At 54.9% G+C, this 26,497-nt stretch carries 23 protein-coding genes and 1 tRNA gene; 8 read left to right on the top strand and 16 right to left on the bottom strand.

Features of this window, described 5'->3' with window-relative positions:
- Positions 1-336: 336 nt before the first annotated feature.
- Positions 337-852, bottom strand: coding sequence for a GNAT family N-acetyltransferase (locus FHG12_RS03315; RefSeq protein ID WP_139514267.1), 516 nt, complete (start codon positions 850-852; stop codon positions 337-339).
- A gap of 138 nt (positions 853-990) precedes the next feature.
- Here FHG12_RS03315 and FHG12_RS03310 point away from each other — a divergent pair, with 138 nt between their 5' ends.
- Complete coding sequence (locus FHG12_RS03310; protein WP_139514266.1) at positions 991-1,659, top strand: DUF6565 domain-containing protein; 669 nt, start codon at positions 991-993, stop codon at positions 1,657-1,659.
- A gap of 39 nt (positions 1,660-1,698) precedes the next feature.
- Here FHG12_RS03310 and FHG12_RS03305 read toward each other — a convergent pair whose 3' ends face one another.
- On the bottom strand, positions 1,699-2,145 hold the full coding sequence (locus FHG12_RS03305) for a hypothetical protein (RefSeq protein ID WP_139514265.1): 447 nt from the start codon (positions 2,143-2,145) through the stop codon (positions 1,699-1,701).
- A 319-nt stretch (positions 2,146-2,464) separates the two neighbouring features.
- Between FHG12_RS03305 and FHG12_RS03300 the strand changes: the two genes are divergently transcribed.
- A complete protein-coding gene (locus FHG12_RS03300; RefSeq protein WP_139514264.1) occupies positions 2,465-3,088 on the top strand; it encodes a deoxynucleoside kinase in 624 nt (207 codons plus the stop codon).
- 108 nt (positions 3,089-3,196) lie between these two features.
- Here FHG12_RS03300 and FHG12_RS03295 read toward each other — a convergent pair whose 3' ends face one another.
- From FHG12_RS03295 to FHG12_RS03280, 4 genes are all read right to left on the bottom strand, one after another.
- Positions 3,197-3,862 carry a DUF2461 domain-containing protein gene (locus FHG12_RS03295; RefSeq protein ID WP_139514263.1) on the bottom strand — a complete coding sequence of 222 codons (666 nt, stop codon included), beginning with the start codon at positions 3,860-3,862 and terminating at the stop codon, positions 3,197-3,199.
- Between the two features lie 117 nt (positions 3,863-3,979).
- Positions 3,980-4,714, bottom strand: coding sequence for a DUF547 domain-containing protein (locus FHG12_RS03290; protein WP_165699289.1), 735 nt, complete (start codon positions 4,712-4,714; stop codon positions 3,980-3,982).
- Positions 4,715-5,023: 309 nt separating this feature from the next.
- Positions 5,024-5,839 carry an MOSC domain-containing protein gene (locus FHG12_RS03285; protein WP_139514261.1) on the bottom strand — a complete coding sequence of 272 codons (816 nt, stop codon included), beginning with the start codon at positions 5,837-5,839 and terminating at the stop codon, positions 5,024-5,026.
- Between the two features lie 162 nt (positions 5,840-6,001).
- Positions 6,002-7,447: a T9SS type A sorting domain-containing protein gene (locus FHG12_RS03280; protein ID WP_165699288.1), complete on the bottom strand. Its 1,446-nt coding sequence runs from the start codon at positions 7,445-7,447 to the stop codon at positions 6,002-6,004.
- Positions 7,448-8,402: 955 nt separating this feature from the next.
- On the opposite strand from FHG12_RS03280, the gene FHG12_RS03275 reads away from it, so the two are divergent.
- The 3 genes from FHG12_RS03275 (at position 8,403) to FHG12_RS03265 (ending at position 13,540) form a co-directional block, all read left to right on the top strand.
- Positions 8,403-10,916, top strand: a complete 2,514-nt coding sequence (locus tag FHG12_RS03275; protein WP_139514259.1) for a PIG-L family deacetylase — start codon at positions 8,403-8,405, stop codon at positions 10,914-10,916.
- A complete protein-coding gene (locus tag FHG12_RS03270) occupies positions 10,917-11,666 on the top strand; it encodes a phosphatase PAP2 family protein (protein ID WP_139514258.1) in 750 nt (249 codons plus the stop codon).
- Positions 11,667-11,824: 158 nt separating this feature from the next.
- A complete protein-coding gene (locus FHG12_RS03265; RefSeq protein WP_139514257.1) occupies positions 11,825-13,540 on the top strand; it encodes a sodium:solute symporter in 1,716 nt (571 codons plus the stop codon).
- 30 nt (positions 13,541-13,570) lie between these two features.
- Here FHG12_RS03265 and FHG12_RS03260 read toward each other — a convergent pair whose 3' ends face one another.
- The 10 genes from FHG12_RS03260 to FHG12_RS03215 form a co-directional block, all read right to left on the bottom strand.
- A complete protein-coding gene (locus FHG12_RS03260; RefSeq protein ID WP_139514256.1) occupies positions 13,571-14,458 on the bottom strand; it encodes a DUF2911 domain-containing protein in 888 nt (295 codons plus the stop codon).
- A 66-nt stretch (positions 14,459-14,524) separates the two neighbouring features.
- The gene (locus FHG12_RS03255; RefSeq protein WP_139514255.1) at positions 14,525-15,025 is read right to left on the bottom strand and encodes a hypothetical protein; all 501 of its coding nucleotides are present in this window, start codon (positions 15,023-15,025) and stop codon (positions 14,525-14,527) included.
- Positions 15,026-15,194: 169 nt separating this feature from the next.
- Positions 15,195-15,785, bottom strand: a complete 591-nt coding sequence (locus FHG12_RS03250; protein WP_139514254.1) for a hypothetical protein — start codon at positions 15,783-15,785, stop codon at positions 15,195-15,197.
- Positions 15,786-15,856: 71 nt separating this feature from the next.
- Positions 15,857-17,689 (bottom strand): ABC transporter ATP-binding protein, encoded by a 1,833-nt coding sequence (locus FHG12_RS03245; RefSeq protein WP_139514253.1) that lies wholly within the window; start codon positions 17,687-17,689, stop codon positions 15,857-15,859.
- Positions 17,690-17,793: 104 nt separating this feature from the next.
- Positions 17,794-18,282, bottom strand: coding sequence for an energy transducer TonB (locus tag FHG12_RS03240; protein ID WP_139514252.1), 489 nt, complete (start codon positions 18,280-18,282; stop codon positions 17,794-17,796).
- A gap of 81 nt (positions 18,283-18,363) precedes the next feature.
- Positions 18,364-19,845 (bottom strand): sodium:solute symporter, encoded by a 1,482-nt coding sequence (locus tag FHG12_RS03235; RefSeq protein ID WP_139514251.1) that lies wholly within the window; start codon positions 19,843-19,845, stop codon positions 18,364-18,366.
- Between the two features lie 142 nt (positions 19,846-19,987).
- Positions 19,988-21,004 (bottom strand): MBL fold metallo-hydrolase, encoded by a 1,017-nt coding sequence (locus FHG12_RS03230; protein ID WP_139514250.1) that lies wholly within the window; start codon positions 21,002-21,004, stop codon positions 19,988-19,990.
- 192 nt (positions 21,005-21,196) lie between these two features.
- A complete protein-coding gene (locus FHG12_RS03225) occupies positions 21,197-21,784 on the bottom strand; it encodes a hypothetical protein (protein WP_139514249.1) in 588 nt (195 codons plus the stop codon).
- A 205-nt stretch (positions 21,785-21,989) separates the two neighbouring features.
- A complete protein-coding gene (locus FHG12_RS03220; RefSeq protein ID WP_230471271.1) occupies positions 21,990-23,837 on the bottom strand; it encodes a M61 family metallopeptidase in 1,848 nt (615 codons plus the stop codon).
- A 144-nt stretch (positions 23,838-23,981) separates the two neighbouring features.
- On the bottom strand, positions 23,982-24,635 hold the full coding sequence (locus FHG12_RS03215; RefSeq protein WP_139514248.1) for a class I SAM-dependent methyltransferase: 654 nt from the start codon (positions 24,633-24,635) through the stop codon (positions 23,982-23,984).
- Positions 24,636-24,744: 109 nt separating this feature from the next.
- Between FHG12_RS03215 and FHG12_RS03210 the strand changes: the two genes are divergently transcribed.
- From FHG12_RS03210 to FHG12_RS03200, 3 genes are all read left to right on the top strand, one after another.
- On the top strand, positions 24,745-25,461 hold the full coding sequence (locus tag FHG12_RS03210; RefSeq protein WP_139514247.1) for a phosphatase PAP2 family protein: 717 nt from the start codon (positions 24,745-24,747) through the stop codon (positions 25,459-25,461).
- A 126-nt stretch (positions 25,462-25,587) separates the two neighbouring features.
- Positions 25,588-25,672: transfer RNA gene (locus tag FHG12_RS03205), tRNA-Leu, on the top strand.
- 88 nt (positions 25,673-25,760) lie between these two features.
- Positions 25,761-26,444, top strand: a complete 684-nt coding sequence (locus tag FHG12_RS03200; protein WP_139514246.1) for a phosphatase PAP2 family protein — start codon at positions 25,761-25,763, stop codon at positions 26,442-26,444.
- Positions 26,445-26,497 lie beyond the last annotated feature (53 nt).

Here is a 26,497-nt window from a genome sequence, read left to right as displayed (position 1 = left end):
CTCACAGAAAAAATACTTTGTCATTATAAAATTGCAAATAATACTGTGAAATCGTTGATAATATCAAAATATAAAGCCATTAATTGTATTAAATGAACAAATTAAATGTACTCATCTAAATTTTAATTTTGCCTGTAACGGATTTAATTATATTGTGCCCCCTATTTTTATGAACAAGCTTTGGTTTTCTTAAGAACTTTGAATTTTTCTTAGATGTTGCTCTGAGTTGGGTGTAAAAATTCGGCCCAACGCTCCTGCGGTATGCTACAGGAGGGTTGGGCCGAACTTATGACTATGGCAAGAAAAGTGGCAGCAAAGCCGCGCGCGGGTTCTGCCTTAAAGATCCTTACGCATTACGTAATCGTTCATCCAATAAGGGCCAATCGGGACATCGACCTCGCGGTGACGGTGGAAACCCTGGCGTTCGTAGAAAGCGATGGCGGGATTATAGCGATTTACGTTCAACTCCAATGTATGTCCTCCGGCTTGTTGCACGGCATTCTCCACGGCTTGTACTAAATATTGCCCCAGGCCTTGGCCTTGATGCGAAGGCAATACATAGATCTTGTGCAGCTTAAAAAGCGATTCGGCGGCCGGTTGGGGAGAAAAAGACGCATAGCCCGTAGGGTGCCCATCGGCGTAGAGCAGCAAAAATGTGTGCCCTTCGTCGGTCATCTGGCGCTGTAGCGAGGCCGGCGTATAGATCACCCGGTACATATAGTCGATCTGCTCCTTCGAGATAATGAAGCGATAAGTAGGCTCCCAAGTGGCCTCGGCCAACCGAATAATCGTGGGAATGTCGGCCACAGTGGCGGGCTGGACGGTAATGGAGGCGGTATCGGAAGGTGACATACGCTGCAAAAACGCGATTTTTTAGAGAATAAACGAACCCTGTAGCATTGTGGCCACGTTTTGGGACGGAAATTGCCGAGTTGAAAATACTTTCGGCCCCCGTGGGCCGTTTCTACCCGAACCAAATTCCCTTTCTCTATGAAACGTCTTGTGTTGCCGTTATTCCTGCTAACAGTTGTCATGGCTGGCGCGCCCAGCGCCGCCTCAGCGCAGCAAACGACCACCAAAACCACTAGCTCCACTTCCTCGACTGCCGCTTCGGTAGAGCGGGATTTGCGCTCGTTCAGCGATTGGGTGAACGATAAAGTAGACAAGGCACAAGCGGGTGCGCGTCGTAACTGGCCTAAGCTGATGTCGGATTTTGATCGCCAGAGCCAGCGCCTCGACCGGGCCACCGACAGTCTGTCGGCGCAGGGCAAGCGCGAGTACAGCGCCCAAAAATCGCGGTATCAGGAGTGGGCTGCCGAGCAGCAACGCCTTGACTCGCAAGCCCGCCAGCCCGAGACGGCTCAGGATACGCAGAAGCGCTTGCTCAACGAAGACGTGAACATTGCCAGCGCCCGTGCCACTGAGCTGCCAGATCTGTATTTGCGCCTGCTCGAAACCACCCGCGACCAGCGCAGACAGTGGTCGCAGGCCGATTGGAGCGCCGCCAGCGTGGTATTGGAGCGTCTGAACGCCCGCTACGATAAAGTCCGCGACCAACTCACCGTAGAAGATCGACTGCGGGTGCGCTCGTTGCAGGCAGAGTTTCGGACGCTGGAAAAAGCCCGGGCCGCCAAAGACCTGATCAACGAAGGCAAGTAATATTTTGTATTCATGTATAAGTAATTGATAGCCAATTATTTATACATGAATATTATGTTTGTGCAGCCACTCCCAAGCAGTGTCCACATCGTAGAAGGTTTCTACAGCCAAGTTGTGACTGGTAAGGCTTTCCAGAAAATCAAAGCTGGTCAGCTGATCGTGGTATTCGGGCGAAAACACGTAGGCAAACGCCCTGAGCCCCTGTTGCATGGCCTGCGGAAGCCACTCAAACTCGATGAAAGGAAAGGCATCGGACCAATCGCCGGTGGCCTCGGTTTTGTCGTCGAGCACTAACTGAAAAGGAAACTGCTGTTGCAGCGGAATGGCAGCTTCGGCCACGCGTATGACTTCGTTGCCGGTCAGGTTGCCCTTCCAGAGCACGTGCAGCAAGTAATCGGCAGGATAGTAGTGCAGCACCGCAATCAGCTGGCCGTGCTCGTCGTAGACGTCTGGGAAGGCCGTGTACACACTGGAAAGAGTTGCCATACAGGGAATAGCTTAAAAGGAGAAGCCAAAGCTTAGCTTAATCAGTCGGGCAATAGGTAGTGGCAAAGCGGCGCGGTACTCAGGGCGAAACGGCGCTCACAAGCCAACGACAACCTAACTAAAATACAGGCGGTAACTCTTTCGTGCGCAGGCGGCGCAGAGCCGCCTCGCTAAAAAGTATGCCCGCTTTGGGTAGGTGCCAATGGCTTGCGGCGAAAAGGCAATGTAGCAAATAGGTAGGATTTTAAAAGGGGCGGGGTTCACGGGGTTTCTGCTACTTTTGCAGGCTCTTTTCTGCTTCGCAATCTGCTACCTGCTCATGCACATCGCTATCGTCGGCAACATCGGGGCCGGTAAAACCACGCTGGCCAACAAATTGGCGCATCATTTCAACTGGGAAGTGTTTCTGGAAGACGTTGACGACAATCCTTACCTGAAGGATTTCTACGACGACATGCCCCGCTGGGCGTTTCACTTGCAGGTGTACTTTCTCAACAGCCGCTTCCGCCAAACCCAGCACATCAAGCAGATTCAGCAGCAGCGCAAAGGCGTAATTCAGGATCGCACGATCTATGAAGACGCGCACATCTTCGCCGCCAACCTGCACCAGTCGGGCCTGATGACGCCGCGCGATTTTGAAAATTACCTGGGCCTGTTCAATTCCATGATCAGCATGGTGGAGCCGCCGGATTTGCTGCTTTACCTCAAAGCCGACTTGCCTAAGCTCATTCAGCAGATTGAGAAGCGCAACCGCGACTACGAGAACAACATCAAAATCGAATACCTCAAGAACCTCAACGAGCACTACGACCACTGGATCAGCAACTACAAATCCGGGAAGCTGTTGGTGATCGACGTCAACAACCTTGATTATCTGCACAACCCCGAAGACTTGGGCTTTATAATCGAGCGCATCAACGGAACTTTGTTTGGTCTGTTCTAGGCTGCTGACGTAAGATAAACTGCAAAAGGCCTGTTTCACAAGTAATTGACTATCAATTACTTGTGAAACAGGCCTTTTCTATGTAAGCGGCTCGAACCAAACGTGTGGTTACTCTTCGGCTAAGGCTTGGTTTAAGAACTGCACCAGCGGTTGGCCTGCGCGCAGGTCAGCCACCACGATTTTGACAAAATCGGGGTGCAGCACGTCGGCGTCGGAGAAGCTTTTGAACACCGTAAAATCCTTGAGCTTCAACCATTCGAGGTCGGGGTCGTTTTTGTCGTAGCCTTTTGGTGGCCGCTGCAAGCGCTCGCCCTCCAGGCCGGCTGGGAAGTGCCGCAGCAAATCGGCATCCTGACGCATTTGATGAAACACCTCGGAGTTGTAGTGAATTTCCTGGCGAATACGCGCCAGCCCTGCCGATTCGGGGTGCCATTTGCCCACCCCGATCCAGGAGTCGCCGGGCTCGATGGCCAGGAAGTAGCCGGCCCACGGCGCGTGCCGTCCGCCGCGCGTCATGCCCGCACCCATGTGCCGCTTATAAGGCTCATCGCTCTGCTGAAAGCGGTCGTTTTTGTTGATGCGGTACATCGTGTCGTTGGCCGTGAGGCTGCGCATCTCGGGCTCAAAATCCTGCACGCCCTGCAACACGCCCTCGACCAGCTCCCGAAACACGGCACGGGCGCGGTGGTACTCGGCCCGGTTAGCGTCCATCCAGGACTTGTGATTATTAGCGGCTAATTCGCGCAAAAAATCAAGCAAAAAGGCAAGCGTCATACACCGACGAGTTGAAGAAAGGAAAGTCGAAACACCAAGGGCACTGCGCCAAACAAAAGCGCCGCTTCAGTGCTAACTGAAGCGGCGCCGGAGAGGTTGCGTCGTTATGGAAACTGCCTAGCGCATGGCCTGCGTCAGCATCGCGGGCTGTTGCGCGTTGAGCGACCAATCGAAGGGTAAAAAATCTACTTGGGCCGTGGGCTCGATGCGGATGGGCGCGTAGCGGTTGAGAAAGGCAATCAGGGATTCGCCTTCGCCAAACTCGGCGGCATACCAGCTAAACAGGCTCGACACCTGAATGCGCTCGTGGGCTAGTTGGTTGCGAGAATGATCGGCGAGGAAATAGCGCACCTGATCGTCCAATTGCTTTTCCAGGCCAGTGGCAGTGTAAGCTTCGTTCAGGAGGGTGGGGCTGGCCGCCGCCGCGCACACTAGCGCAAAATGAACGCGCGGATCGCGGAAATGCTGGCCTAGAATCTGCCGCTCAATCTCGTTCAGCGAATACCATTTTTTGCCCACCCGCACTTCTTTGGTATCCCAGGGCGAGCGGTAGCCTTTCAAGGTCTTGATGCGGATTTCATTCATCCGGTCCACCTCGTAATACTGCACGATCAGGTTGATGGTGGCGGCGTTGTAAATGTTTATCCAGTAGGCTTTTACCTCAGCAGCGGGCCACGTGGTCTCGTCGGGTGCATTTTGGGCCAACGTATGCAGGTAGGCTTGCAGCTGGCCTTCGTCATCTATAAACCCTTGATAATCAACCTTGCCGTCGCGCGAAACGTGTTTGGTCAGCAGTTCATCCCATGTTTGGTGCAGCGCTTGGTGTGTGGTGGCTTCACTAGCTTTTCCCAAGCCCGGAATTAACAGGCAAACCAGGAGCAGAAGAACCAAGCGGAAACACTTGCGCGTGTGCATAGGGGCGGAGGGCTGATTTTCACCAAAACTGATTTCTAGCCGCCGCTCCTTTCAGACCCTGAAACTCGGCTGGTGGAAATAGTAGTTTTGTGAGAAAAGGCGGTTAGAGTTTGACTGCTAACTAAGAATGATCAAATCTACATGAGATTATTTATATATTCAAAAATATTATAAAATTTTCTTGCTAAATAGGACTATATGCTGTTTTGATGCAACAGAGGGCTATTTGCTCTTGGAATAGTATATTTATTTGAAGCTGTCAACCTGTACGGAGGTACCAACACGCAGCGTTCCATAGCCGGGCCCGGTTACATTTTGGCCAAACATTACTTTGTTGCCCGTTGTACGATAGGTAGCCAGCGTACGCAACGGCTCGGGAGTTTTGGTGGCCGTTTGCTGGTTAATGGTCGTTACGACGCACCGCCCGCAACCCCGAACCGCCCGAAATGGCAAGCCCTCAATCGTAAAGCAATCCCACTCGTCTTCTTCGAAAGCCGTGCCTCCCGTAAACACAAGATTAGGTCGGAAACGATTCATTGGTACGGTTTCGGACAGCCGGCTATTGAGTTCGTCGAGCGATGCCTGCCCGATCAGCAAAAACGGATACCCATCGGCAAAGCTCACCAGCTGCCCTTCCGGATTGAACTCGGGTTCTACGTCGCGCCGCACCATATCCGACATATACACCAGCTTGCAAGGCCGGCCGAGTGCTTCGCTCAACCACTCGTCGGCAGCCGGGGCGCCGCGCCACGCAAATACCATATCGTCCCAGATGGTCACGAACAGTGTGCGCTCGGGTGTGGCCTCAAAAGGCACGTACAGCGGGAGCAGCTCAGGCCGGGTCCGGTGAGTAAGCAGAAAGCCGTTGTAAGCCGGTGAGACGTGCAAGAGAGCCATTTCGGCGGTCTGCCGCTGGGTCATGAACTGGTTGCGCTCGTCCACGATCAGCCAGCGCCGGTCATGGCGCAGGCCGCGGGCTTCGACAGTGGCTTCGGTCACGCGAATGCCGCCGAGCGATTTGACGGGATAGAGATAAAGGTCGGAGAGAAGGAGAGAGGACATAAGAGCAAAGGTACGACAGGAGCCGGATGGACACGGCCCACGCGAGCACTACGTCAGTTAATTAGTGCAGCTCAGTAAGCCGCTTTAAGCAAAACGCATCTGCTCCCGAGCGGGAACAGATGCGTTTGGAAAGGCAGGTTTCGCACGAGGCGAATGAAAAGCCTATTGTTTTACGAAGCGGGCTTTTTGCAGGCGCGAGCCAGCACCTGCGGCCTGAACTACATAAATACCTGCTGGCAACCCAGCTACCGATAGTTCGGCAGTGCTACCCGAAACGGCCTGGTGCAACACCCGCTGGCCTAGCAGATTATACACATCGACCGTACTAACGCTGTTGGATAAATAATTGATATTCAAGGCATTAACAGCGGGGATTGGGCTCATGCTCAGGGCATTGCTGCTGGCAAAAGCATCCGGCTGCACCGCTACTATGGGGGAGTAGGCACTGGTGCCGTCGGTGTTTTTCTGATGCAGGCGGTAGTAGAGCGAAGCGCCCTGCGGAGCCGTGCGATCGAGGTAAGAGTAGGCAGTGGTTTTGGTGCTATTGCCTTGTCCTTTTACAAAACCCAAGGTCAGCCAGCTGCCCGAAGCCGTCTGACGCTCAACGTCAAAGCCTTCGTTCTGCTTCTCGGAAGCCGTAGTCCATTGCAGCTGAACGCCGGCCGCGCTGGCTTGGCCCGTAAACTGCGCCAGCTCGACGGGTAGGGGATTGCGCTGATCGGAAAGTGTCCAGAAACCGTTGAGGCTGACATTATCGAAGTTGACGAGGTTGGCGCCAGCGTTGGAATCTCTGGAGTCACGCCCAATCAAGATCCACGGCCCGTCCAGTGCTGGCGCTTTGAATAATGCTAACTGCCCTTCGGGCGCGCTGTTCTCGCTATCCCGATAGAAAAAGGTAAGGCTAGCGCTAACGTTTTCAAGATTGGTAGGGCGAATCTCAAATATGCGGGCAATGCCTTGGTGGCCGTTTCCGCTGGCTCTTATCCCGGTAAGCCGCCTGACCGTTGTGTTGCCTGGGACGGCAACTGAAGTTATCTGTAGTTGTAATCCCATGCCCCGATCTGTCGTGGTACCTGCTCCTCCAAAACCAAAGGCACCTTGGCTGGTAATTGGCCGGTTCTGCATCTGAACGGTACCCAGAACGTAGCCCGTGCCCGACTCACTGAAAGTAGCAGTGGGGTCTAAGCTTATGGAATACTTGTTGACGTTGGCGGGTACATCAGTGGTTGACAGGGTCAAGTTCGAGACGGAAAAAGCATGTCGAACGGTAATGTTGCCGGCTAAGTTTTTAGCTGCGCCTGCAAGTATAACATCGTAATATGTGCCTGCCACCAAGGTATTCGTAGCATCACCTGCTGGGGAAGTGTACCCCATTTGCTGAAAAGGCCTAACGACCTGCGGGCTTACAGGGTCCGTATTGTTGACGCTATAATAGTACGTGTAGTTGGGCCCGGCAACGTTGGCTGCTGGTACAGGATTGGTACGCACGCCGCCAGTAGTTACATAGCCTTGCCAACCGAACGCTGCCGGCAACACGGGAGTTGGAGTAGTGCCATAGAAACGCGCCCACGGAATGCGTACTTCACGCGTGTTATTGACGGTTGCCATGGTTATGGTGCCGCTAGGTGCGTTGGTGCCAGTGGCTGGGCCCCAAGTTTGAGTGGCTCCATTGCCGACAGCAAGCCTAATTTCAGGAGTGCTTGTGATGGATAAATCTACATCGGCTTTGAAAGGAAGATATAAGCTGGTCCCAAATGTGGCCGGAACTCCGGTATTGCCGTCAGGATTTATATCAAAGTATAGAGATACAGGGTCAGTGGCGTTAGGGCCTGCAACTGCCACATACAAATAGGTATTATCCCACGTCATGTACCAAGTGCTACCGCCGCTGGTAACCCAGTTTCCATTCTCGGCCCCATATTCACAAGGAGTTGCACTACCATCCGCCTGAATAGGGCACTGTTGAGCCCGGACGAAGGAAGTGCTTGCTAATAAGAGTGCTCCTAATCCAAAAAGTACTTTAGTAAGATGGTATAAATATGGCATAATCTAGAAATTTATTGATTATACGAAGATAATAAAGGATATGGTGATTTCTATAATTTTTTGTGCGGATAGTGAAGATAGCAGTTCATTAATATTGCAAAAAGGCATAGGCTAAAAAGCATGTTTTAATGTATTTGGTTGAAATACAGATAGTTACTATAAGGCATAAAGACAATTATACGGGGCTATTAACTCTCCTTTGCGACAAAGCAGATTATTGTACAACTCCACCGTAAGTTATGCTTGAGATAAGCACTTGTCAGTGAATAACTTATACCAACCAATGGTAAGGTGTTAGACAACACTCGACTCTAGGCGCACCGACTATGCAACTGAAAAATTTAGTCTCAAGGGGCCAACTGATATCAGGCTCAATGGCTGGGTTTGAGCTAAGACGTGATGCTGATTGGCTTAAAACTCATCCAAAGAACCATTTGGGCGCCATCTCTGATGATAAGGCTGCGGCATAGCGCATTCTGTTTCTACCTTTACCTTCTTCGCCTCAATACACCTTCTGATGCGCCTAAACTTCTTTCGGGCTGCGCTGCTGGCCTTGCTGTTGCCAATCAACGTCCTTGCTCAAACGCCCAAATCCTACTCCGCTGCCGATATTGCGTTGGGGCTTCGTAAGCTAAATATCTTAGGGTCAGTGCTTTATATAGCAGCGCATCCCGACGACGAAAACACGCGCCTTATCGCCTACATGGCCAATGGTAAGCTGCTTGAAACCGGTTACTTGAGCTGCACCCGCGGCGACGGTGGCCAGAATCTCATTGGTCCGGAGCTGCGCGAGCAGCTCGGCGTCATCCGGACGCAGGAGCTGCTGGCCGCGCGCCGCATCGACGGTGGGCGGCAGTTTTTTACCCGCGCCAACGACTTCGGTTTCTCCAAAACGGCCGAAGAAACCTTTACCATCTGGGACAAAGAACAGGTGCTTTCCGATATGGTGTGGGTGATTCGGCAACGGCGGCCCGATGTGCTCATCACCCGTTTTCCGCCCGACAGCCGTGCTGGCCACGGCCACCACACGGCGTCGGCCATGCTGGCTATTGAGGCTTTCGACGCGGCCGGCGACCCCAAGCGTTTCCCGGAGCAACTGAAATACGTGCAAGCCTGGCAGCCCAAGCGTCTGCTTTGGAACACGGGCAGCTTCTTCGTGAAACCCGGCGACGACATGAGCGGCTACCTCAGCCTCGATGCCGGGGCCTACAACGCCCTGCTCGGCCAGAGCTACGGCGAAATCGCGGCCCGCAGCCGCTCGCAGCACAAAAGCCAAGGCTTCGGGGCCGCTGCCACGCGTGGTGAAGCACTGGAATATTTCCAACCGCTAAAAGGAGAAAAGGCCGCGAAAGACCCGTTCGAAGGCGTAGATATGAGCTGGAACCGCGTAAAAGGCGGCGCGGCCGTGGGCAAGCTCATCGATGAGGTAATCAAGAAGTACGACCCCGCCAATCCGGCGGCGAGCGTAACGGGGTTGTTGAAGGTGCAAAAAGCTCTCGATAGCCTGACGCCGAAAAGCCTATCCGAAGATGAGTTTTGGGTACAGCAGAAAAAAGAGCAAGTCAAGATGCTACTTCGTGCTTCACTGGGGCTTTACCTGGAGGCAACGGCCAATTCTTCTACAGTAGTAGCTGGCGATAAGGTGCCCATTTCAATCGAGATAACGCCCCGCTTTCAAGCTTCTAGAGAAAACCCTGCTGTTGAGTTGCTGCGCATCGCATACGCGGGAAAGGATTCAGCTGTAAAAGACATGAGGCTAACCAGCGGCCGACAGCTTTTGCTTCGTAAGCAGCTAGTGCTACCTAGTGCTGCTGTACTGGCTTCCCAACCTTACTGGTTACGTACCCAAGGTACTGTGGGGATGTACAGCGTAGAAGATCAATTGGGACGGGGCAAACCAGAAAATGATCCGGCATCGGAAGTAAAGCTAACCTTCGGGATTGATGGTCAAGTAGTTGAGTATACCGTTCCCGTCCAATACAAAAACACCGACCCCGTAGAAGGCGAAAAATACCGTCCGCTTACCATCGTGCCGCCCGTAGCCGTGAACATCGGCGGCCGGGCCTACGTCTTTGCCGACAACCAACCCAAGACTGTGCCCGTGACGTTGCGCGCCGGCAAGGCTGGGGTGAAAGGCACGCTGGCGCTTACGCTGCCTACAGGCTGGAAAGCCGAGCCGGCCAGCTTTAGCTTCGACCTGGCCGCCAAAGATGCGGAGCAAACCGTGCAGTTTCGGGTGCAGCCCGGCGCGGGCGCGGCCGAAGGCAAAACCGAGCTGCGCGCCGTGGCTACCGTCGAAGGACAGGCGTACTCGCGTGGTTATCAGGCGATTCAGTATAATCACATTCCAACGCAAACGCTTTTCCCCGAGGCTGTGGCGCCGCTCGTGAAGCTGGACCTGAAGCGCAAAGGCCAGGAAATAGGTTATCTCATGGGCGCCGGCGACGAGGTGCCCGATGCCCTGCGCCAGATCGGCTATAACGTAACGCTGCTCAAAGAGCCGGACCTCACCGCCGACAACCTGCGTCGCTTCGACGCCGTGCTCCTGGGTATTCGGGCCTACAATACCCTGGATCGGTTGCGCTTTCTGCAGCCCGTATTGCTGGAATATGTGCAGCAAGGCGGTAATCTCATCGTACAGTACACCGTCAACTCGCGGGTGGTGCTGCCCGAAATCGGGCCGTATCCGCTCAAGCTCTCTTATGACCGCGTAACGGTTGAAAATGCTGAGGTCCGTTTCCTGCAACCCAAAAACCCCTTGCTGAATACGCCCAACAAAATTACCAGCCGCGACTTTCAGGGCTGGGTGCAGGAGCAGGGCCTCTATTACCCCAGCTCCTGGGACGCGCACTACCAAACCATCATCAGCAGCAACGACCCCGGCGAAAAGCCCAAGGATAGCGCCATTCTGGTAACTGCTTATGGCAAAGGCCATTATATGTACACCGGCTTGGCATTCTTCCGCGAATTGCCGGCTGGCGTGCCCGGTGCCTATCGCCTCCTGACCAACATGATTTCACTGGGCAAGTAAATGGCAGCGGACCCTCAGCCAGCGCCGCGGCGCGAATTGCTGTACTTTATTGCAGCTACCGGTGTGCTGGGCTTAGTCGCACTTTTGGTGCTGGACCGGCCGCTGGCAGTCTGGCTGCATCAGCACGAGGGACTGCGACCGTTCTTTTCAACGCTCACCACGGGCGTTGATATGGTGTTTGAGGCGCTGTTTTATTTTGGCAACCTCGGAAACCTGCCCGCGGGGTATGTCATTCTGTTCTTGGTATTTCTGTTGGGGCGGTTTTGGCTGCATTCGCCCAATGCCGGGGTGTTTTTGCTGGTTTTGCTGACGCGGGTGAACAGCGAAGTAGCCGTCAACTTGCTGAAAATTTACTTCCGGCGCCCGCGCCCCAATATATTTCTGCTGCATGGCATGACCGATACCGGCTTCTGGCAGAGCGCGGGCTTTTGGCAGACTGCTACGCTCGATTTCTCATTTCCTTCAAGCCACGCGGCTATATACCTCAGCATGTTTTTGCCTGTGGCGTGGTTCTACCCCAAGTATCGCTGGCCCTTGTTGGTGCTGCCGCTTCTCGTAGGAGCCGGGCGAATGGTGCTGGAACTGCATTTTCTGAGTGATGTGCTGTTTGCGTGGTTTATAGTAGGCATCATTATGCTGCTTTTCAGCCGCTTACCGTTCATTACGCCCCGACCACCGTTTCAGCTACGTCGGCTGCGCTCCGCAACTTCGGGTTTGCTCGGCTCTTCGGATAGCGGAAAGGAGAATTAGCTCTACTTTTCAGGTATGAAGCACAAGTTGCCCACCAAAGAGCATGCAGGACCAGAGAAGCCGCCGTTGTTTAGCTCGTGGCGCGGCTGGTATGCGTTGGTGCTGGGGGCCTTGGCAGCAGAGATAATCCTATTCACCGTCTTAACTCGCTGGTTCGCGTGAGTGCTCTCGACTGGCTGGTACTAGGCAGCACGCTGTTGTTTATTGTCGGATATGGCACTTGGCGAACCCACCGCGCCGGCCATTCTCTGGATTCTTACTTACTGGGCAATCGCGAAGCCAAATGGGGCAGCATTGGCCTGAGCATCGTCGCGACGCAGGCCAGCGCCATCACCTTTCTTAGTACGCCAGGCCAAGCCTACGACGACGGGATGCGCTTCATTCAGTTTTACTTCGGCTTGCCGCTGGCCATGGTGCTGATTGCGGCCGTAGCGGTGCCGATTTATCACCGGTTACGCGTTTTTACGGCCTACGAATACCTCGAAATGCGCTTCGACCGGCGCACGCGTACGCTGGCGGCATTGCTGTTTCTGGTGCAGCGCGGGCTCAGCAATGGCCTGTCGCTGTATGCCCCGGCGCTGGTATTATCGGCCATTCTGGGCTGGAACGTCAGCCTGACTGTCTGGCTCATTGGCGGCCTGATGATTAGCTACACCGTGGCAGGAGGCACCCGCGCCGTGGCCGTTACGCAGCAAGGCCAGGTAGCCGTGATTTTTACCGGCATGGTGGTAGCCGGCTACTTGCTGGTGCATTATCTGCCGCCCGGCGTCGGGTTTGGCGATGCTATGCAAGTGGCTGGTAATCAAGGAAAACTGAATCTGGTTGATTTCCGCTTCGATCCGAAAGACCGCTACAACTTCTGGACCGGCATGACGGGCGGCCTCTTTCTGGCGCTGTCGTATTTCGGCACCGACCAAAGCCAAGTGCAGCGCTACCTCTCCGGCGAAAGCGCCGCGGAAAGTCGGTTGGGCCTGTTGTTCAACGGGTTGGTAAAAGTGCCCATGCAGTTTGGGATTCTGTTGGTGGGCGTGCTCTTGTTCGTGTTTTACCAGTTCAATCAGCCTCCCATTACCTTCAACCGCCCTGTCCGCGAGCACTTGGTACGCTCTGCCGAGTTTGCGCCGGCTTTGCGTACGTTGGAGAAAACGCAAACCGTCCTGTTCAACGCCAAGCGTGCGGCTACTGCCAACCTGCTTACGGCCTTGCGCTCCGACAATGCTGCCCAAGTAACGGTCGCTCAAACGCAACTGCAAGCGGCTACCGCCGCCTACGGTGGCCTGCGCACCGACACCCAGGCCCTTATCAAAAAGGCAATTCCTACGGCCGAGGCCAAAGACACCGACTATGTTTTCCTGACGTTTGTGCTGCACTACATGCCGCGCGGGCTGGTGGGGTTGCTCATCGCTGTGGTCTTGAGTGCAGCCATGAGCAGTGCCGCCGCGGGGCTCAACTCGCTGGCTTCCACCACCATCGTCGATTTATATCGTCCGTCGCGGCCCGATTTGTCGGAAGCAGCTTGCGTGAGTGCCTCGCGCTGGGCTACGGTCACATGGGGCACGCTCGGCATCGGATTCGCGCTGTTCGCCGCCCGCCTCGAAAACCTAATTCAGGCGGTCAACATCCTCGGTTCGCTGTTTTACGGCACCATCCTAGGGATTTTTGTGGTTGCTTTTTTTATGAAGCGAATTGGCAGCAAAGCCGTGTTTTTAGCGGCCATTCTTACCCAATCGCTCACGTTTTTGCTCTTCTTTACCACCGATATCGCTTACCTCTGGTACAACATCATCAGTTGTGCGCTGGTGATGCTGATCGCTGCCGTAGTGCAGATGGTGATGCCTCAGGAAGGCATAAAAAAAGCCCGCTTAGATTACTAAGCGGGCTTTTTGACTATCGAGAAGACAGGATTACTTCGCAGCTGGTGCTTTGTTACCGGCGATCAGATCTTCGTTCATCTTCACGTATTCGGCATTTTTGGCTTCCAGCGCCAGTTTGCGCGATTGCTCGGCTGAGGCCACAGCGCCTTTAAAGTCCTTCAGCTTCATCTGGATTTTGGCCTGCGTGTGCAGGTTCCAGAACTTCGGATCGGTGGCGTTGGCCTTCTGAATCCAAGTTAGGGCTTGCTTCAGATCTTTGTTGTTGTCGTAGTAATATACGGCCGCAGCCGCATAGTCATTGGCCGTGGCGTTGGCGTTCTTCACTACTTTTTCCTCGATCTGCGCCTGCACTTTCGCATCGACTTCGGTCGTGACCTTGAACTTGGCGCCGGTCAGTTCCCACTGCATGTCCACGTTGGCAGTAGCAGGGGTGAGGTCGGCGAAGTTGACGGTGAACGTTTCCACTTTGTTGCCCAGTTTATAGGGCTTAGCTGGGAAACGGGCTACGTCTTGGTCGTCTTTAAAGCCGTCAACGTCAGCGCCTTGCTTCGTGCTCTTGTTGAGCACCACCATCCATTCGGTCTTGTTCGGAATGGTGTAGAGGCCGTATTCGCCGGCCGGCACTTTTTTGCCTTCGATGGTTACATCGTCGGAAAATTTGATTTTGGTAGTGGCGTTAGCGCCCGTGCGCCAGCGTTTGCCAAAAGGCACCACCGTGCCAAACACGGTACGGCCCTTCGCACTCGGCCGCGAATACGTGATGGTAATATCTGTGAGGCCCACACGCTGGGTAACAGTGCTCAACGGGCTAGGCTGGGGCGTAGTGATCTGAGCTTCAGCGCGGCCAGATAGCAGCAGGCTGCCCAATACGAGCGTTGCGCCTAAGGTGCGGGAAGTCTTCACGAGGGAAGTTGTCATAAAAAGAGTGGGGTAAAAGGAAAATTGGATGGGTAAAAATACGCAAATCGCCCAACCAGCCACTTTTTAATGCACCGCCAGCCCTTGCTCATGCACCAGCTCCAACAAATCATCCGGTGTGGCTGGCCCGATAACGCGGCGCGTATCTACGTAATAACAAGCAACTTGACTCGGATAAAGCAACAGCCAATCGCCCACGCACACGGCATGGTGTAAGGCCTTCCAACGCGTTTCAAAAGTGCCTGCTACGCTGCTACCTTTGATCGATTTTGTATCAAATTGATAATCAATGGGTTGGTGTAAGCCGGCGTTTTGGGCATAACCGCGCCGCAACAACTGCTTCACCTGCCACGGCCGCCATATTGCAAACGCCACCGCTAGCGCCCACACCGGCACAAAACCCCAGGAAATTTCCGCTGCCGAGTTGCGCACATATTGCCAAATGCCTAACACTAAGCTGATTGTGAGCAATACCAACGCAATGTAAAGCAGCCAGTTAAGCCGACGCGTGCGGGGCTGCCGACGCCATAATTCGTAGTTGACAGCCACGTATTCGTCGGCTGACATTGTGACCTGGCGGGCTTGGATAATCAAAGATTGATATTAGGAGTGACTTGATGAGTACACCTACTTACTAAACAGGGCAGTGAACGGTTGTTTCTTCTTTTGGGTAACGTTATAACCATACGCGTTCTTTCGCTTCGGCAACAAGGTAGAAACGGGTTATTCCTTTTCTTTAAAAGAAACCCCAAAGCCATTTTACTTGCGCGTACGGCATGCCAGCATCGGCTCGAATATAGATATCAGGTTTGCTGCTTGTCTTGTCCATAACGATGGACTCGGCAGCCTCAATGCACTCCGAAAGCTGGTTGTTAGCTAAACTTGCTGGTATCCCAGCTTTCAGTAGGTCGTAGCGCTTGAAGCGAGTTAGCGACAAAACTTTGGGGAGCTTGCGAAAGTCCAGCCCCAAGTAAGGTAACTGCTGCAATTCGGCCATTTGAGTTGCGCTGAGTTGAACGCCGTGTTGCTTGGCAACCTTCTCAATAACAGCCGTTTGGTATTTGTCGTCAATTGAGAAAAATACCCGGCCATGCTTAACCAAAGAGATAGTACTCTGTACACCCATCCTGAGCGAGCAAATAGACCGAGTTGAGAATGGTAGCCGAATGGGAGGCTCTGGCCAGAACGCATAAACGGAAGGGCTTGGTAGAAAAGTAGTTACCAACAGCAGAATTGTAGCCCCTATAATTCCAACCGGACCTAGCTCAAAGCTGGTGCGGCGAAAGCGATAGCTGAGGTGCTTAGAAGCTATGGAGATATTGTACATACAGAAAAGGCTGAGGACAATGCTATCTAAAAGTAGCGATTGCCCTCAGCCTTACAACTTTGTACCGTTATTTAACTCAACTCAAACTGCAACTTCAGCAGATTCGCATACAGGCCGTTTTCGTTGTGGCTCAGTTCGTCGTGGGTGCCTTGCTCGACGATGCGGCCGCCTTCGATCACCAAGATCTTATCGACTTTGCGGATGGTACTAAGGCGGTGAGCGATGATGATGCTGGTGCGGTTCTGCATCAGCTCGTCCATAGCGCCTTGAACCAGCTTTTCCGACTCCGAATCGAGAGAGGAAGTAGCTTCGTCGAGAATCAGGATAGCCGGGTTTTTCAGGATGGCGCGGGCGATGGCCACGCGCTGGCGCTGCCCGCCCGAAAGCTTGATGCCGCGCTCGCCCACCACCGTATCGAGGCCTTCGGGGAAGGAGGAAATAAACTGCCAAGCATTGGCTTTGCGAGCGGCAGCCGTGATTTCGGCGTCGGTGGCGTCGGTTTTGCCGTAGGCGATGTTTTCACGGATGGTTCCGCCGAAAAGCAAGGTTTCCTGTGGCACAATGCCAATGTGGCGACGCAATTCGGTGAGGTCGTACTGGCGCACTTCGCGGCCGTCGATCAGGATTTTACCGCCGCTTAGCTCGTAAAACTGCATGAGCAGCTGTACGATAGTCGACTTACCCGCCCCGCTAGGCCCAACCAGCGCGATCTTTTCACCGGCCTGAATCTCAAAGTTGATGTCCTTCAGGACGGCCAGATCAGGACGCGTCGGATAGCGGAAAGCCACGTTTTGGTAGTCAATATCGCCGCGAACGGATAGCGGAGCTATACCCGCGATGCGCGGCTTGTGCGTAGGTTCGCTCGGCTCGCCCAGGATTTCCAGAATGCGCTCGGAAGCACCCAGCGTGCTTTGCACCTTGCCGTACATTTCGCCCAAGCCACCCACCGAGGCGCCAATAAAGGCGGTGTAGATGATAAACGAAACCAATTGACCCTGAGTGAGTTCGCCCGCATAAACCAGCGAAGCACCACGCCACAGCACCAGAATAATGCCGCCGAAAAGGCCAATAATCACGAACGACACAAAAGCCCCGCGGTAGAGGTTGCTCTGCAAAGCCGCCTTCACCGCTTTATTCAGCGATGAATTGTAGCGGCCGACTTCAAACAGCTCGTTGGTAAACGCTTTCACTGTGTTGATGGCTTGCAGCGTTTCTTCCACGATGACGTTGGTTTTGGCCAGCTCGTCTTGGGTGGTTTTGGCCAGCTTGCGAATGCTGCGGCCAAATACAAAGGCGAGCAGTACCAGTACCGGAAACGTAGCCAACATAAACAGCGACAGCTTCACCGAGGCCACCATAATCAAGATGGTGCTGACGACGAGCGTCACGATCTGGCGGAAAAATTCGGCCAGCGTCAGCGAAAAGGTGTCTTGAATCTGCCCCACGTCGGAGGTGATGCGCGAGGTGATTTCGCCGACGCGGTGCGTTTCAAAAAACGGGATCGGCAAGGTCATGAACTTATTGTACAGCGCTTTGCGAATGTCGCGCACGGTAAATTCGCTGACCTGCGTAAAAAAGTAGATGCGTCCGAAGGAGAAAATCCCCTGCATCAGAATAACGCCAAACAGCACCAAAGCTATCCGATTGATATCCAAGGTGATACCGCCGGGAGTGGTGACGCGCTTGCCGTTAGCGGCGTCCACGAGTTTGCCGGCTACCCACGGAAAAGCCATGAACGTGCCGCTCGACAAGGCCAGCAGCGCCATGCCGAGAATAAATTTGACGCGGTACGGCAGCACGTAACGGAAAATCCGCAGGCTCCGCTGAAAACTCTCTTTGGTTAGTTTGACTTTTGGCACGTCGCTGCCGACGTTGCCACTCGTATTCAATCCACTTCTGGCCATATAGTCGGATAGGGGCGGGAACGCGTTTCCGCCCGCTGTTTATGTAATCGGGACCGTTGTTGAGCTAACGTAAGGTGCTATCCAACAACGGGTTAGTTTATCAATTATTCAAACTTGGTTTTGGTTTTTGCCTTCTCCACTTTCAGGTTGGTCGAGTTGCCGAACGGTACCGGCAGCCGAGCCTGCACGGCCACGGGTTCGCCCTTGCGGGTGGCGGGCTTCCACGCAGGCATCAGCTTGAGCACGCGCAGGGCTTCTGCATCACACTCTGGCGTGAGCGGCGTTACCACCGACAGGTTCGCAAGTTTTCCGTCGGGTTGGATGGTGAAAGCCGTTACCACGTTGCCGTTAACCTGCTTGACGCGCGCGGCCTCCGGATACTTTACATTCTGCTGAAAAAAGTCGTTCATGGCCTGCGCGCCACCCGGAAATTGCGGGGGAACGTCGGGCCGGTTGGCCGCCGGTTTGGCCTGAGCCTGCATGTGGCCTGCCTTCAGTTCGATGGGCTGCTTGGCGGGCGGAGTGGCCGGCGTTTGGGCTTGTGCGGTGGCGCCCGAAGCTACGAGCCCAAGAATGAAGAACAGATGTTTCATAGGTCAGCGAGGTGCCTCAGGCAACCCACTGCAAAGGTACGCACAAGTACCCGCGCCGACTGCCGTCTTCGTTAACAACGCTTAGCGCGCTGGGTTCAACTCCGCGACCCGCGGCCGTGAAATTGCCAGCAGCCCCATAAAGGTGAGTAACCCGTTCAGGATCAGGATCTCAAACCCAAATTCATACCCACCAAACCACTCCTTCGAGTGGGCGTTGATGATATACGTGATGATGGGCGTCGCCAGGCAGATGTACGGTACCAGCTTGTCGGTGAGGCTACGGCGCGTAAAAATGCCAAACGAGTACAGGCCCAACAACGGCCCATACGTGTAGCCAGCCGCCTTAAATACTGCCGTGATCACGCTCTGGTCGTTGATGGCCTTGAAAATCAAGATGATGATAATCAGGACGATAGAAAACGCAAAGTGCGAAAGCTGGCGCATCCGGGTTTGCTTTTGCTCGGGAAAGCGCTTGATGTCCAGAAAATCGACGCAGAAGGACGTCGTGAGCGCCGTCAGGGCCGAGTCGGCGGAGGCATAGGTTACGGCTATGATGCCCAAGATGAAAATGATGCCCGCAAACAGCGTGAAATGCTCGGTGGCCAGCAGCGGAAACACATTGTCGCCCACTACTTTACCGGCGTCGTTCATCGGCAACTGAATGCCCTTGGCCGCGGCAAATTTGTACAGCAACACGCCCAGCGACAGGAAAAAGATGTTTACAAACACCAGCGAAATCGTGAACCAGAACATGTTTTTCTGCGCATCGGCGAGATTACGGCAGCTCAGGTTTTTCTGCATCAGATCCTGATCGAGGCCCGTCATGACGATGGTAATGAACGCTCCCGACGCAAACTGCTTCCAGAAGAACTTGTCGTCCTTCAGGTCGGAGAAGTAGATGCGCGCCATATCGCTGTTCTTTACGGTCTGCACCATTTCCTTGAACCCCAGATTCAATTCGCTGGAAATCAAATAGATACTTACGCCAACGCACAGCAGCATCGCCATCGTTTGGAAAGCATCGGTCCAGAGGATGGTTTTGAGTCCGCCGCGGAAGGTGTAGAGGTAAATCAGTAGAATACTGACACTTACCGTAACAGCAAAGGGCACGCCCATCTGATCGAACACGGCAAACTGCAACACGCCCGCCACCAGAAACAGGCGAAAAGACGCGCCCACGGCCCGCGAAACCAGAAAATAAAACGCCCCGGTTTTGTAGCTCCAAAACCCGAATCGCTGCTCCAGGTAGGTATAGATCGAAACCAGCTGCAAGCGATAATACAGAGGCATCAGCACCGTGCCAATCACCAGATAACCAACGATATAGCCAAATACCACCGCCATGTAGCTCCACGACTGCGAGTACACCATGCCCGGCACCGAAATGAACGTGACGCCGGAAAGCGAGGTCCCGATCATGGCGAACGCCACCATGTACCACGGGGCGTTGCGGTTGGCCACGAAAAAGCTCTCACTGGTCGCTTTGCGCGAGGTGAGAATGGAAATGATGACCAGAACCGTGAAATAGCCCGCAATCAGGCTCAGTACAAGGGTGGGGGACATTCGGAAACGGGAATGTGGAGTGTTACATCTGAAACGAGGCTGCACAGGGCCTCACCGATCGCCTGTGGGTACTCTCAGGCAGAACGTAACATCAAAGCTAACCAGCAATTCAACATTCAGCATTCTGCCCCCGACATTTCCCTTATTCCCAGTCTGGCCAGCGCATGATTTCGCCCACGGCCGGCGCGTGCAATTCGCCCCGAAGCATGCCGCCAGCGGCTACTTCTTGCAGGAGGCGCAGGGGCTCGGAAGCGGGCTCGTCGGAAAGGTCGAAGGTGCCGTAATGCATGGGCACGACGTGGCCGGCCCGCATAATGTTCACGGCTTTGGCCGCTTCGTGCGGATTGACGTGGCTCAGCTGCATCATGAAGGCCGGCTTGTACGCCCCAATCGGCGCGATGGCGATGTCGATGGGGCCAAATTGCTGTTCGATTTCTTCAAAATGGTCGGCGAAGGAGCTGTCGCCGGCAAAATAGATCGTGCGGTGGTCAGCAGTCCGGATCATGAAGCTGCCCCACAACACCCGGTTCAGGTCGTTGAGGCCGCGCCGATGCCAATGTGAGGCCGGTAAATAGCTGATTTCCAAGGGCAAGTCAGGCCGCAGATTATACTGTTGCCACCAACCGGCTTCCTGCACCACCAAGCCCTTGGCCATGTCGCGCAGCAGCGGAGTCATCTGCAACGAGGTCAGGACCTGCATCTGCGGATTTTGACGAGCCAGCAGTCGCATGGATTTCTCGTCAAGATGGTCTCGATGACCGTGGCTAAGTAGCAGATAATCAATGTTTTGCAATTCTTCGGGCTGACAGGGCAGCGGATGCCGCCGGCGCAGAAATGGCGAATCGAACAGGACCGGGTCGAAAAGCAGTGTCGCGCCGGCTACGCGCAGCAAAAAGGTTGCGTGGCCCAGCCACACCAGCATGTCGTCGGTGGAGTTGAAGAACTCGGTGCAAGGCACCACGGTGGGTGCCCACGTGTCGCGCTTTTTCTCTTCCTTCTGCGGGTTTTCGGTCAGCACTTTCCAGCGAAAAACGGTGCTGAAGCTTGGCTCATAAAGCGTGTCGCCGTTGCAGAATTCGCGCCCGATCATCTTGTTGCCAGGGTAGCCGGGGCGAATGGTTTTCAGGTTTTCGTTGCGAACGAAGTGGGTTTTGGCCATGCGAAGAAAAAAGTCAAGCTATGTAACTGCCAGATTATGAACTCGGTAGCAGTGGTAGTAAAACAGTTATAGGTAATTTGGCAACGCCGAAGCGCATCACGTGCAAGCTACGCCACTCACTTCCAACACAACAAAAAGCCCGGGCATTTTGCCCAGGCCAATTTGATAAAAACAGAAATGCAAGAAGCGAGCCTAGTAGCCAAACGGGGCGTAAGGTGAGCCAAGCAAACCAGGCGTATAACCATTCGAAACCCGCACGCCGCCCGACACGGAAAGGTGCTCCGTAACCTGAAAATCGGCCCGCAGATTCACGCCCGATCCCATATTGCCCAGGCCCGAATACGGACTGAAACCGCGCGCTGCCGGCATATTGGACAGGTCTTTCCAAGCGCTGCCAGTGAGGGCTACCCGATCGCTGAGGGCGTAAGTGCCGCCCCCTTGCACCAGATAGTGGTTCGTGCCCATCGTCATGCCCGCCAACCGACTGCCTTCCGCCGGAAAAAAAGCCGTACCCGGCATGGAGTGGAGGTACGTGACGCCTCCAAACAGGTGAAACCGGTCGGTGAGGCGATAAGAAGCCGTGGGGCTGAGGTAAGTGGCTGATCCATAGCGCCCTGCAAACATAGCGCCGGCATTGAGGCTGTACGAAACCCGTGGTGCTTTCAGCCCCACCGGGGCAGGCTCAGCGGCCGAAACCGGCGCCGATTGGGCCATCGCCGACCCAGCTTGGGCCAAAACCAGCAACGCCAACAAGCCAGTACTATAGAGGAAGCGCAACATAAATGAGGCAGGAAAAGAAGTTTGCTCTGCTAAGATACGAAACCCGCTAGCAGGAAGTCGTGGGTTCGGTGCTTTCGTAAGGCTTGTCGGCGGGGAATAATTCCCCGGTAACGTTGAGAGGCAGTTTCTCGGTTACAAGTTGCTGCCTACTAGTAGTTTTTCCTTCTTCTTAATAGGGTATTGATTGTCAATTAGTTATGCGGTGTCATTTTGCTTTGCTTCCTAGCCATGCTGCGCGGAAAGCCTTCATCTTTTTGGTAAGCGGCTGCTTAACGGTTTCATAAGGCACGACCTCTACCAGCGGATCTTCTGCCAGCGTTACCTGAGCCGTGCGCTGCTGCCCACGCGAGCGGTATTCTACCGGAAGCACGTCGCCGGGCTTGTGGTTTGCCAGCAGATCAACCAGCGTTTTGCGGTTCATGATACGTTGGCCGTCAAGCTTCGTGATTTGGTCTTCGCGGTCGAGGCCGGCCGTGTACAGCGGGCTGCTGATGATGGTGGTACCGGCTACCGTAACGGTGCTGTCGGGGTTGAATGTGAGGCGGTTGAGGCCCAAACTGGCTTGGCCGGCGTGGGCTTTGCGTACCACCAGTCCCGCTGGAGCAAGCAGCTCGTCGAACTTGAGCTGCTCATGCCCCAGCAGGTGCTGCCGGAAAAAGCGCCCGGCAAAAGCCGTGTCGCGGCTAACCTGGCCTAGCACACGCTGCAAATCGGGAAGGGTGTAGGGATGCTCGGGCGCGTAGTCGCGTTGGGGCTTGCCGTACTGCTGCCACACCGCGCGCATGAAGGCGTCGAGGTCGGTTTTGTAGTTCTGGCGCAGCAGCATATCCAGTGCCAACGCATTCACCGCCCCGATGTAATAGTATGATAGATAGGTGTTTGAGCGATTGTTGGGGTCGATGCTCACGGCCGCATCCACAAACGGCGCTTGTTGGCTCATCTGCACGGGCGAGTATTGCTGCGCACCCGGCGAGTTGACCATCGCATTCACCAGCCCGCTTACTTCTTCCAAGTATTGTTTGTCGGTGAAGGCGCCCGCGCGGCGAAGCAGCAAGTCGCCGTAGTACTGCGTGAAGCCTTCGGCAAACCACAGCGCTTCGCTCATGTTGGCCCGGTCGAAGTCGAAGGGCTCCAAGGACTTAGGTCGGATGCGCTCTACGTTCCAGGAGTGAAAAAACTCGTGCGAAACCGTGCCCAGGTTATCGAGCGCACCCGTGCGCAGCGGGCGGGCACTCGTGATGCTGGTGGAGTTGCGGTGCTCCATGCCGTCGCCGCTGGTGCCAGGCAAGTAGTTGGCCACGAAGGTATACCGCCCGAAATCATAGGCTGGCAGCTCGCCAAACACGGCAGCGGCTTCCTTCACTACCTTCTTGGCTTGGTCGACGTAGGCATCCAGCTCGGTATCGGTGCCGTCGTGCAGCACCGACATTTCGATGGTGCGTCCTTGTTCCTGCCACGAACGCACTTTTTGCGCCCCCAGCGAAGTAGGACTATCCATCAGGTATTGCAGATGCGGCGCGAAGTACGTGCCTTTGCCATCGGGGCGTAGTTGGGTAGCCACCTGCCAGCTCGCGGGCGCGTCGAACCGAACCTCAATAGGGCGCTGTTCTAAACCGCGCGCGTAGGCCAGCGTAGCGGGCATGTTCAGGTGGGCGTGCTGAAAATCGATGCCCGCGTACGTGCCATCGGTGCGATCGCCGAAAAGAGTGTAGGTGAAGCGCACGGTGCCATCGTGGCCGCTTACGTCCCAGCTGTACGGATCGGAGCGGCTGATAGACAAGGCTTTACCTTTTGAATCGGTCGCCTGCACATTGTACACGTTCTTGGCAAACTCGTGCAGCGCGTAGCGGCCCGGAGAGCTGCGCGCCATTCGGACTTGCAAAGTGCCCGGTTTTACCTCGGTAAAAACGGCCGTGACCTGCGCTTCGTGGTGTACGGCATTCGGGAAGGCAACTGTGTATTGCACAGGACTTTGTGCTTGCGCAAGAGTGTTCAGGGTACAGGCAAAAGGAAGTGCGCAGGCGAGCAGGAGCGTCGCGGCCGGGTTCCGCATAAGAAATGAGTAAGAAAAAGCTGAAACGGTAAGAACGGGCCGAAAATAGTGATTTGGCTTTTGAGCCAACTGCTTTTCTGCCAAGAGCTAAGCTGCACGGGCTACTGCCCCGACGGAGACAGCTCCGCGAAGAGCTGATCGCACTTACGTTGCCGGGCCCTCGTTCAGGACCGCGGCCTCTACTAAGCCGCCGTAGAAAAACTGCTGCTTTTGAATGTGCAGCCCCAGCCTGGCCATTTCCTCCCGAAACGGCGGTAGTTGCCGGCCACTGATGCCCGTGGTAAGGCGAAAGAACTGATACATAGTGCTTAGCAACAGCCGCTGCCACCACCAGCGCGGCGGATAGAAGTCGGCTAGCAGCCACGGCGCACTTGGATTGCGAGCTTCGTAGAGGCGATGCACAAGCGAGCGCGTCCGAATGGGTTCAAACAAATCCAGCAGGAAAAACGTGATCAGCGCGTCGAACTGCTCGGTTGGCAACAGCGCATTTTCGGTGCCCAAGCGAAATTCAACTTGCCCCAACAAGCCGGGTAGCGTTTGCTGCATTAGCCGCCGCGATTTGGCCAACATGGCAGGAGCCGCCTCCAAGTACACTACCCGAGCGGTCGGCCGCCGGCGCAGCACCTCCGTCAATACCCAGCCCGAGCCCCCGCCGATGATCAGCACGTTGGGTGAGCCAGGCGGCAGCCCATCCAACGCTGCGCGCTGCGCCTGTTGCAACGCCCGGCCAAATACCAGCCGGGCCAGCGGGTCGTAAAAAGTCGCTACCCGGTCGAAGCCGGCATCGGGAAGGGGCATAAGGAGTGGTCAAAGTGAGCCTGCAAAAACGCCCAGGCCGTTTGCTGCGTTGTAGGAGCAGCTTCGCATAGCGCTCGTATTGGCGCAAGCTAAAGCATATGCCCCACTTATGACCAACGCCCTTCGTCGCCTGCTGGCCGGGTTTACGCTGTTTCTGACCGAATTTGCGATCACGCTGATACTGGGCGTATTAGGCGTGGTGGCTTTTCTGGCGCTGAGTCGTGAGGTGTTCGACCAAGACGCCGCAACCTTTGATGCCAACGCTTTTGGTTGGGCGCAGCACTTGCTGGGCGCTAAGCGGCAGCAGTGGGTAGAAGGCGTCACTTTCTTTGCTTCCCGCAATTTTATCGTAGTGGCAGCACTCGCCCTAGTTGGGTATTTTCTGTTGCTGCGCCGGCATCGGTGGTATACGCTTATGGTGCCTGTGGTGGCTTTGGGAGGTATTTCGCTCAATCTGGTGCTCAAAAACTTCTATCAACGGCCGCGCCCGTTGTTGCCGTTGGTGTCGGCCACGGGCCTGAGCTTCCCCAGCGGTCACGCCATGATCAGCGCTACTTTTTACGGCCTCCTGATTTACCTGGTACAAACGCACGTGCGGCACTCAGCTTGGCTACGCTGGACGCTTACGGCAGGGTTGGTGGTGCTGATTCTGCTGATCGGAATTACGCGGGTATACCTGCGCGTGCACTACGCCACCGACGTGATTGCGGGCTTCACGGCTGGGGCCGTATGGCTCGTTATTGCCATTCCTATGTTGCGGCGCTTGGAGGATGTGGTAAAAAAGCGGTTTCGGGCCGTTGCGCAACCAGTTGAGAAACAGTTATAACGGGGTTCAAACCCTGGCTTTGGGTAATTTTTTTCGGGCGGCATTGTCAGAAATTGCGCGCCGCCTGTATCTTTGCAGCGTTAAAAGACACCTCCAAACGGGAAATCAGTCTTTTGGCCTCTAGTTGCGCTTGTGGCGAAATTGGTAGACGCGCTGTCTTCAGGCGGCAGTTCCGAAAGGTGTGAGAGTTCGAGTCTCTCCGAGCGCACCACGAAAGCCGACCCCAAAGGGTCGGCTTTTTTCGTTTCCGTCAGCTTCCCGTAGTACAAAGTTTTCCGCTTCTTCCAACGCTCCCAGTTATGAAACAAGCCCGGCGGCTTCTGGCGCTGCTCGAAATCCTGACGGCGGAGGTACTGCTGGTGGGGCTCGTGTTTGTCAGCTCCCTGCTCGCGTTCTTTTACTTGGCGCGGGTGGTTTTTGTGGAGCACTCCACGGCGCTCGATCAGTTTGGCTTTGCGCAGATGGATGCGCTGCGCCAGCATGAGCCGGGCCTCACAGCTTGGGTCGGTGTGATTACGTTTTTTGCTTCGCTGCCTTTTCTGGTGATGGTGGGCCTTGTGGTGCCCGCTCTGATGTGGTGGCGGGGCTTGCGGCGTGAAGCCACCGAAGTTTTTTTGGCCGTTGCAGGAGCCTCGGCGCTTAACCAACTGCTCAAAAGCAGTTTCCACCGGGTGCGGCCTAGTTCGGCCCTGTTGCAGCAGATGGGCCTGAGCTTTCCCAGCGGCCATTCCATGATCGGGATGGCTTTTTACGGCTGTTTGGCCTGGATTTTATGGCGCCATCGGCAGCACCCGCTCTGGGCCGTGCTGCTCATGGCGTGGTCGGTGCTTATCGGCCTGACGCGCGTGTATTTGCACGTCCACTACGCCACCGATGTGCTGGCTGGCTTTGCCGCTGGGTTGTTTTGGCTAATTCTACTGCGGATGGGCTTTCACTTCTGGTGGCGCAAAGAAGAGGAAACGCTGAAAAGCGTCAAATCATAATTAATTGACTATTAACCAGTTATGATTTGACGCTTTTCAGCGTTTTGGCGGCA

This window comes from Hymenobacter jejuensis, from assembly GCF_006337165.1.
GTDB classification, from domain to species: domain Bacteria; phylum Bacteroidota; class Bacteroidia; order Cytophagales; family Hymenobacteraceae; genus Hymenobacter; species Hymenobacter jejuensis.
Note: the sequence above shows the minus strand (reverse complement) of the source record. Positions and strands in the feature narration are given on the sequence as shown.

What these genes read in the sequence shown, in the direction of transcription:
- FHG12_RS03215 (WP_139514248.1), bottom strand. Translation starts at nt 24,635, where the DNA reads ATGCCCCTTCCCGATGCCGGCTTCGACCGGGTAGCGACTTTTTACGAC.
- FHG12_RS03275 (WP_139514259.1), top strand. Translation starts at nt 8,403, where the DNA reads ATGCGCCTAAACTTCTTTCGGGCTGCGCTGCTGGCCTTGCTGTTGCCA.
- FHG12_RS03210 (WP_139514247.1), top strand. Translation starts at nt 24,745, where the DNA reads ATGACCAACGCCCTTCGTCGCCTGCTGGCCGGGTTTACGCTGTTTCTG.
- FHG12_RS03255 (WP_139514255.1), bottom strand. Translation starts at nt 15,025, where the DNA reads ATGTCAGCCGACGAATACGTGGCTGTCAACTACGAATTATGGCGTCGG.
- FHG12_RS03250 (WP_139514254.1), bottom strand. Translation starts at nt 15,785, where the DNA reads ATGTACAATATCTCCATAGCTTCTAAGCACCTCAGCTATCGCTTTCGC.
- FHG12_RS03230 (WP_139514250.1), bottom strand. Translation starts at nt 21,004, where the DNA reads ATGGCCAAAACCCACTTCGTTCGCAACGAAAACCTGAAAACCATTCGC.
- FHG12_RS03270 (WP_139514258.1), top strand. Translation starts at nt 10,917, where the DNA reads ATGGCAGCGGACCCTCAGCCAGCGCCGCGGCGCGAATTGCTGTACTTT.
- FHG12_RS03285 (WP_139514261.1), bottom strand. Translation starts at nt 5,839, where the DNA reads ATGTCCTCTCTCCTTCTCTCCGACCTTTATCTCTATCCCGTCAAATCG.
- FHG12_RS03300 (WP_139514264.1), top strand. Translation starts at nt 2,465, where the DNA reads ATGCACATCGCTATCGTCGGCAACATCGGGGCCGGTAAAACCACGCTG.
- FHG12_RS03315 (WP_139514267.1), bottom strand. Translation starts at nt 852, where the DNA reads ATGTCACCTTCCGATACCGCCTCCATTACCGTCCAGCCCGCCACTGTG.
- FHG12_RS03225 (WP_139514249.1), bottom strand. Translation starts at nt 21,784, where the DNA reads ATGTTGCGCTTCCTCTATAGTACTGGCTTGTTGGCGTTGCTGGTTTTG.
- FHG12_RS03260 (WP_139514256.1), bottom strand. Translation starts at nt 14,458, where the DNA reads ATGACAACTTCCCTCGTGAAGACTTCCCGCACCTTAGGCGCAACGCTC.
- FHG12_RS03235 (WP_139514251.1), bottom strand. Translation starts at nt 19,845, where the DNA reads ATGTCCCCCACCCTTGTACTGAGCCTGATTGCGGGCTATTTCACGGTT.
- FHG12_RS03280 (WP_165699288.1), bottom strand. Translation starts at nt 7,447, where the DNA reads ATGGCAACCGTCAATAACACGCGTGAAGTACGCATTCCGTGGGCGCGT.
- FHG12_RS03310 (WP_139514266.1), top strand. Translation starts at nt 991, where the DNA reads ATGAAACGTCTTGTGTTGCCGTTATTCCTGCTAACAGTTGTCATGGCT.
- FHG12_RS03200 (WP_139514246.1), top strand. Translation starts at nt 25,761, where the DNA reads ATGAAACAAGCCCGGCGGCTTCTGGCGCTGCTCGAAATCCTGACGGCG.
- FHG12_RS03240 (WP_139514252.1), bottom strand. Translation starts at nt 18,282, where the DNA reads ATGAAACATCTGTTCTTCATTCTTGGGCTCGTAGCTTCGGGCGCCACC.
- FHG12_RS03245 (WP_139514253.1), bottom strand. Translation starts at nt 17,689, where the DNA reads ATGGCCAGAAGTGGATTGAATACGAGTGGCAACGTCGGCAGCGACGTG.
- FHG12_RS03295 (WP_139514263.1), bottom strand. Translation starts at nt 3,862, where the DNA reads ATGACGCTTGCCTTTTTGCTTGATTTTTTGCGCGAATTAGCCGCTAAT.
- FHG12_RS03220 (WP_230471271.1), bottom strand. Translation starts at nt 23,837, where the DNA reads ATGCGGAACCCGGCCGCGACGCTCCTGCTCGCCTGCGCACTTCCTTTT.
- FHG12_RS03305 (WP_139514265.1), bottom strand. Translation starts at nt 2,145, where the DNA reads ATGGCAACTCTTTCCAGTGTGTACACGGCCTTCCCAGACGTCTACGAC.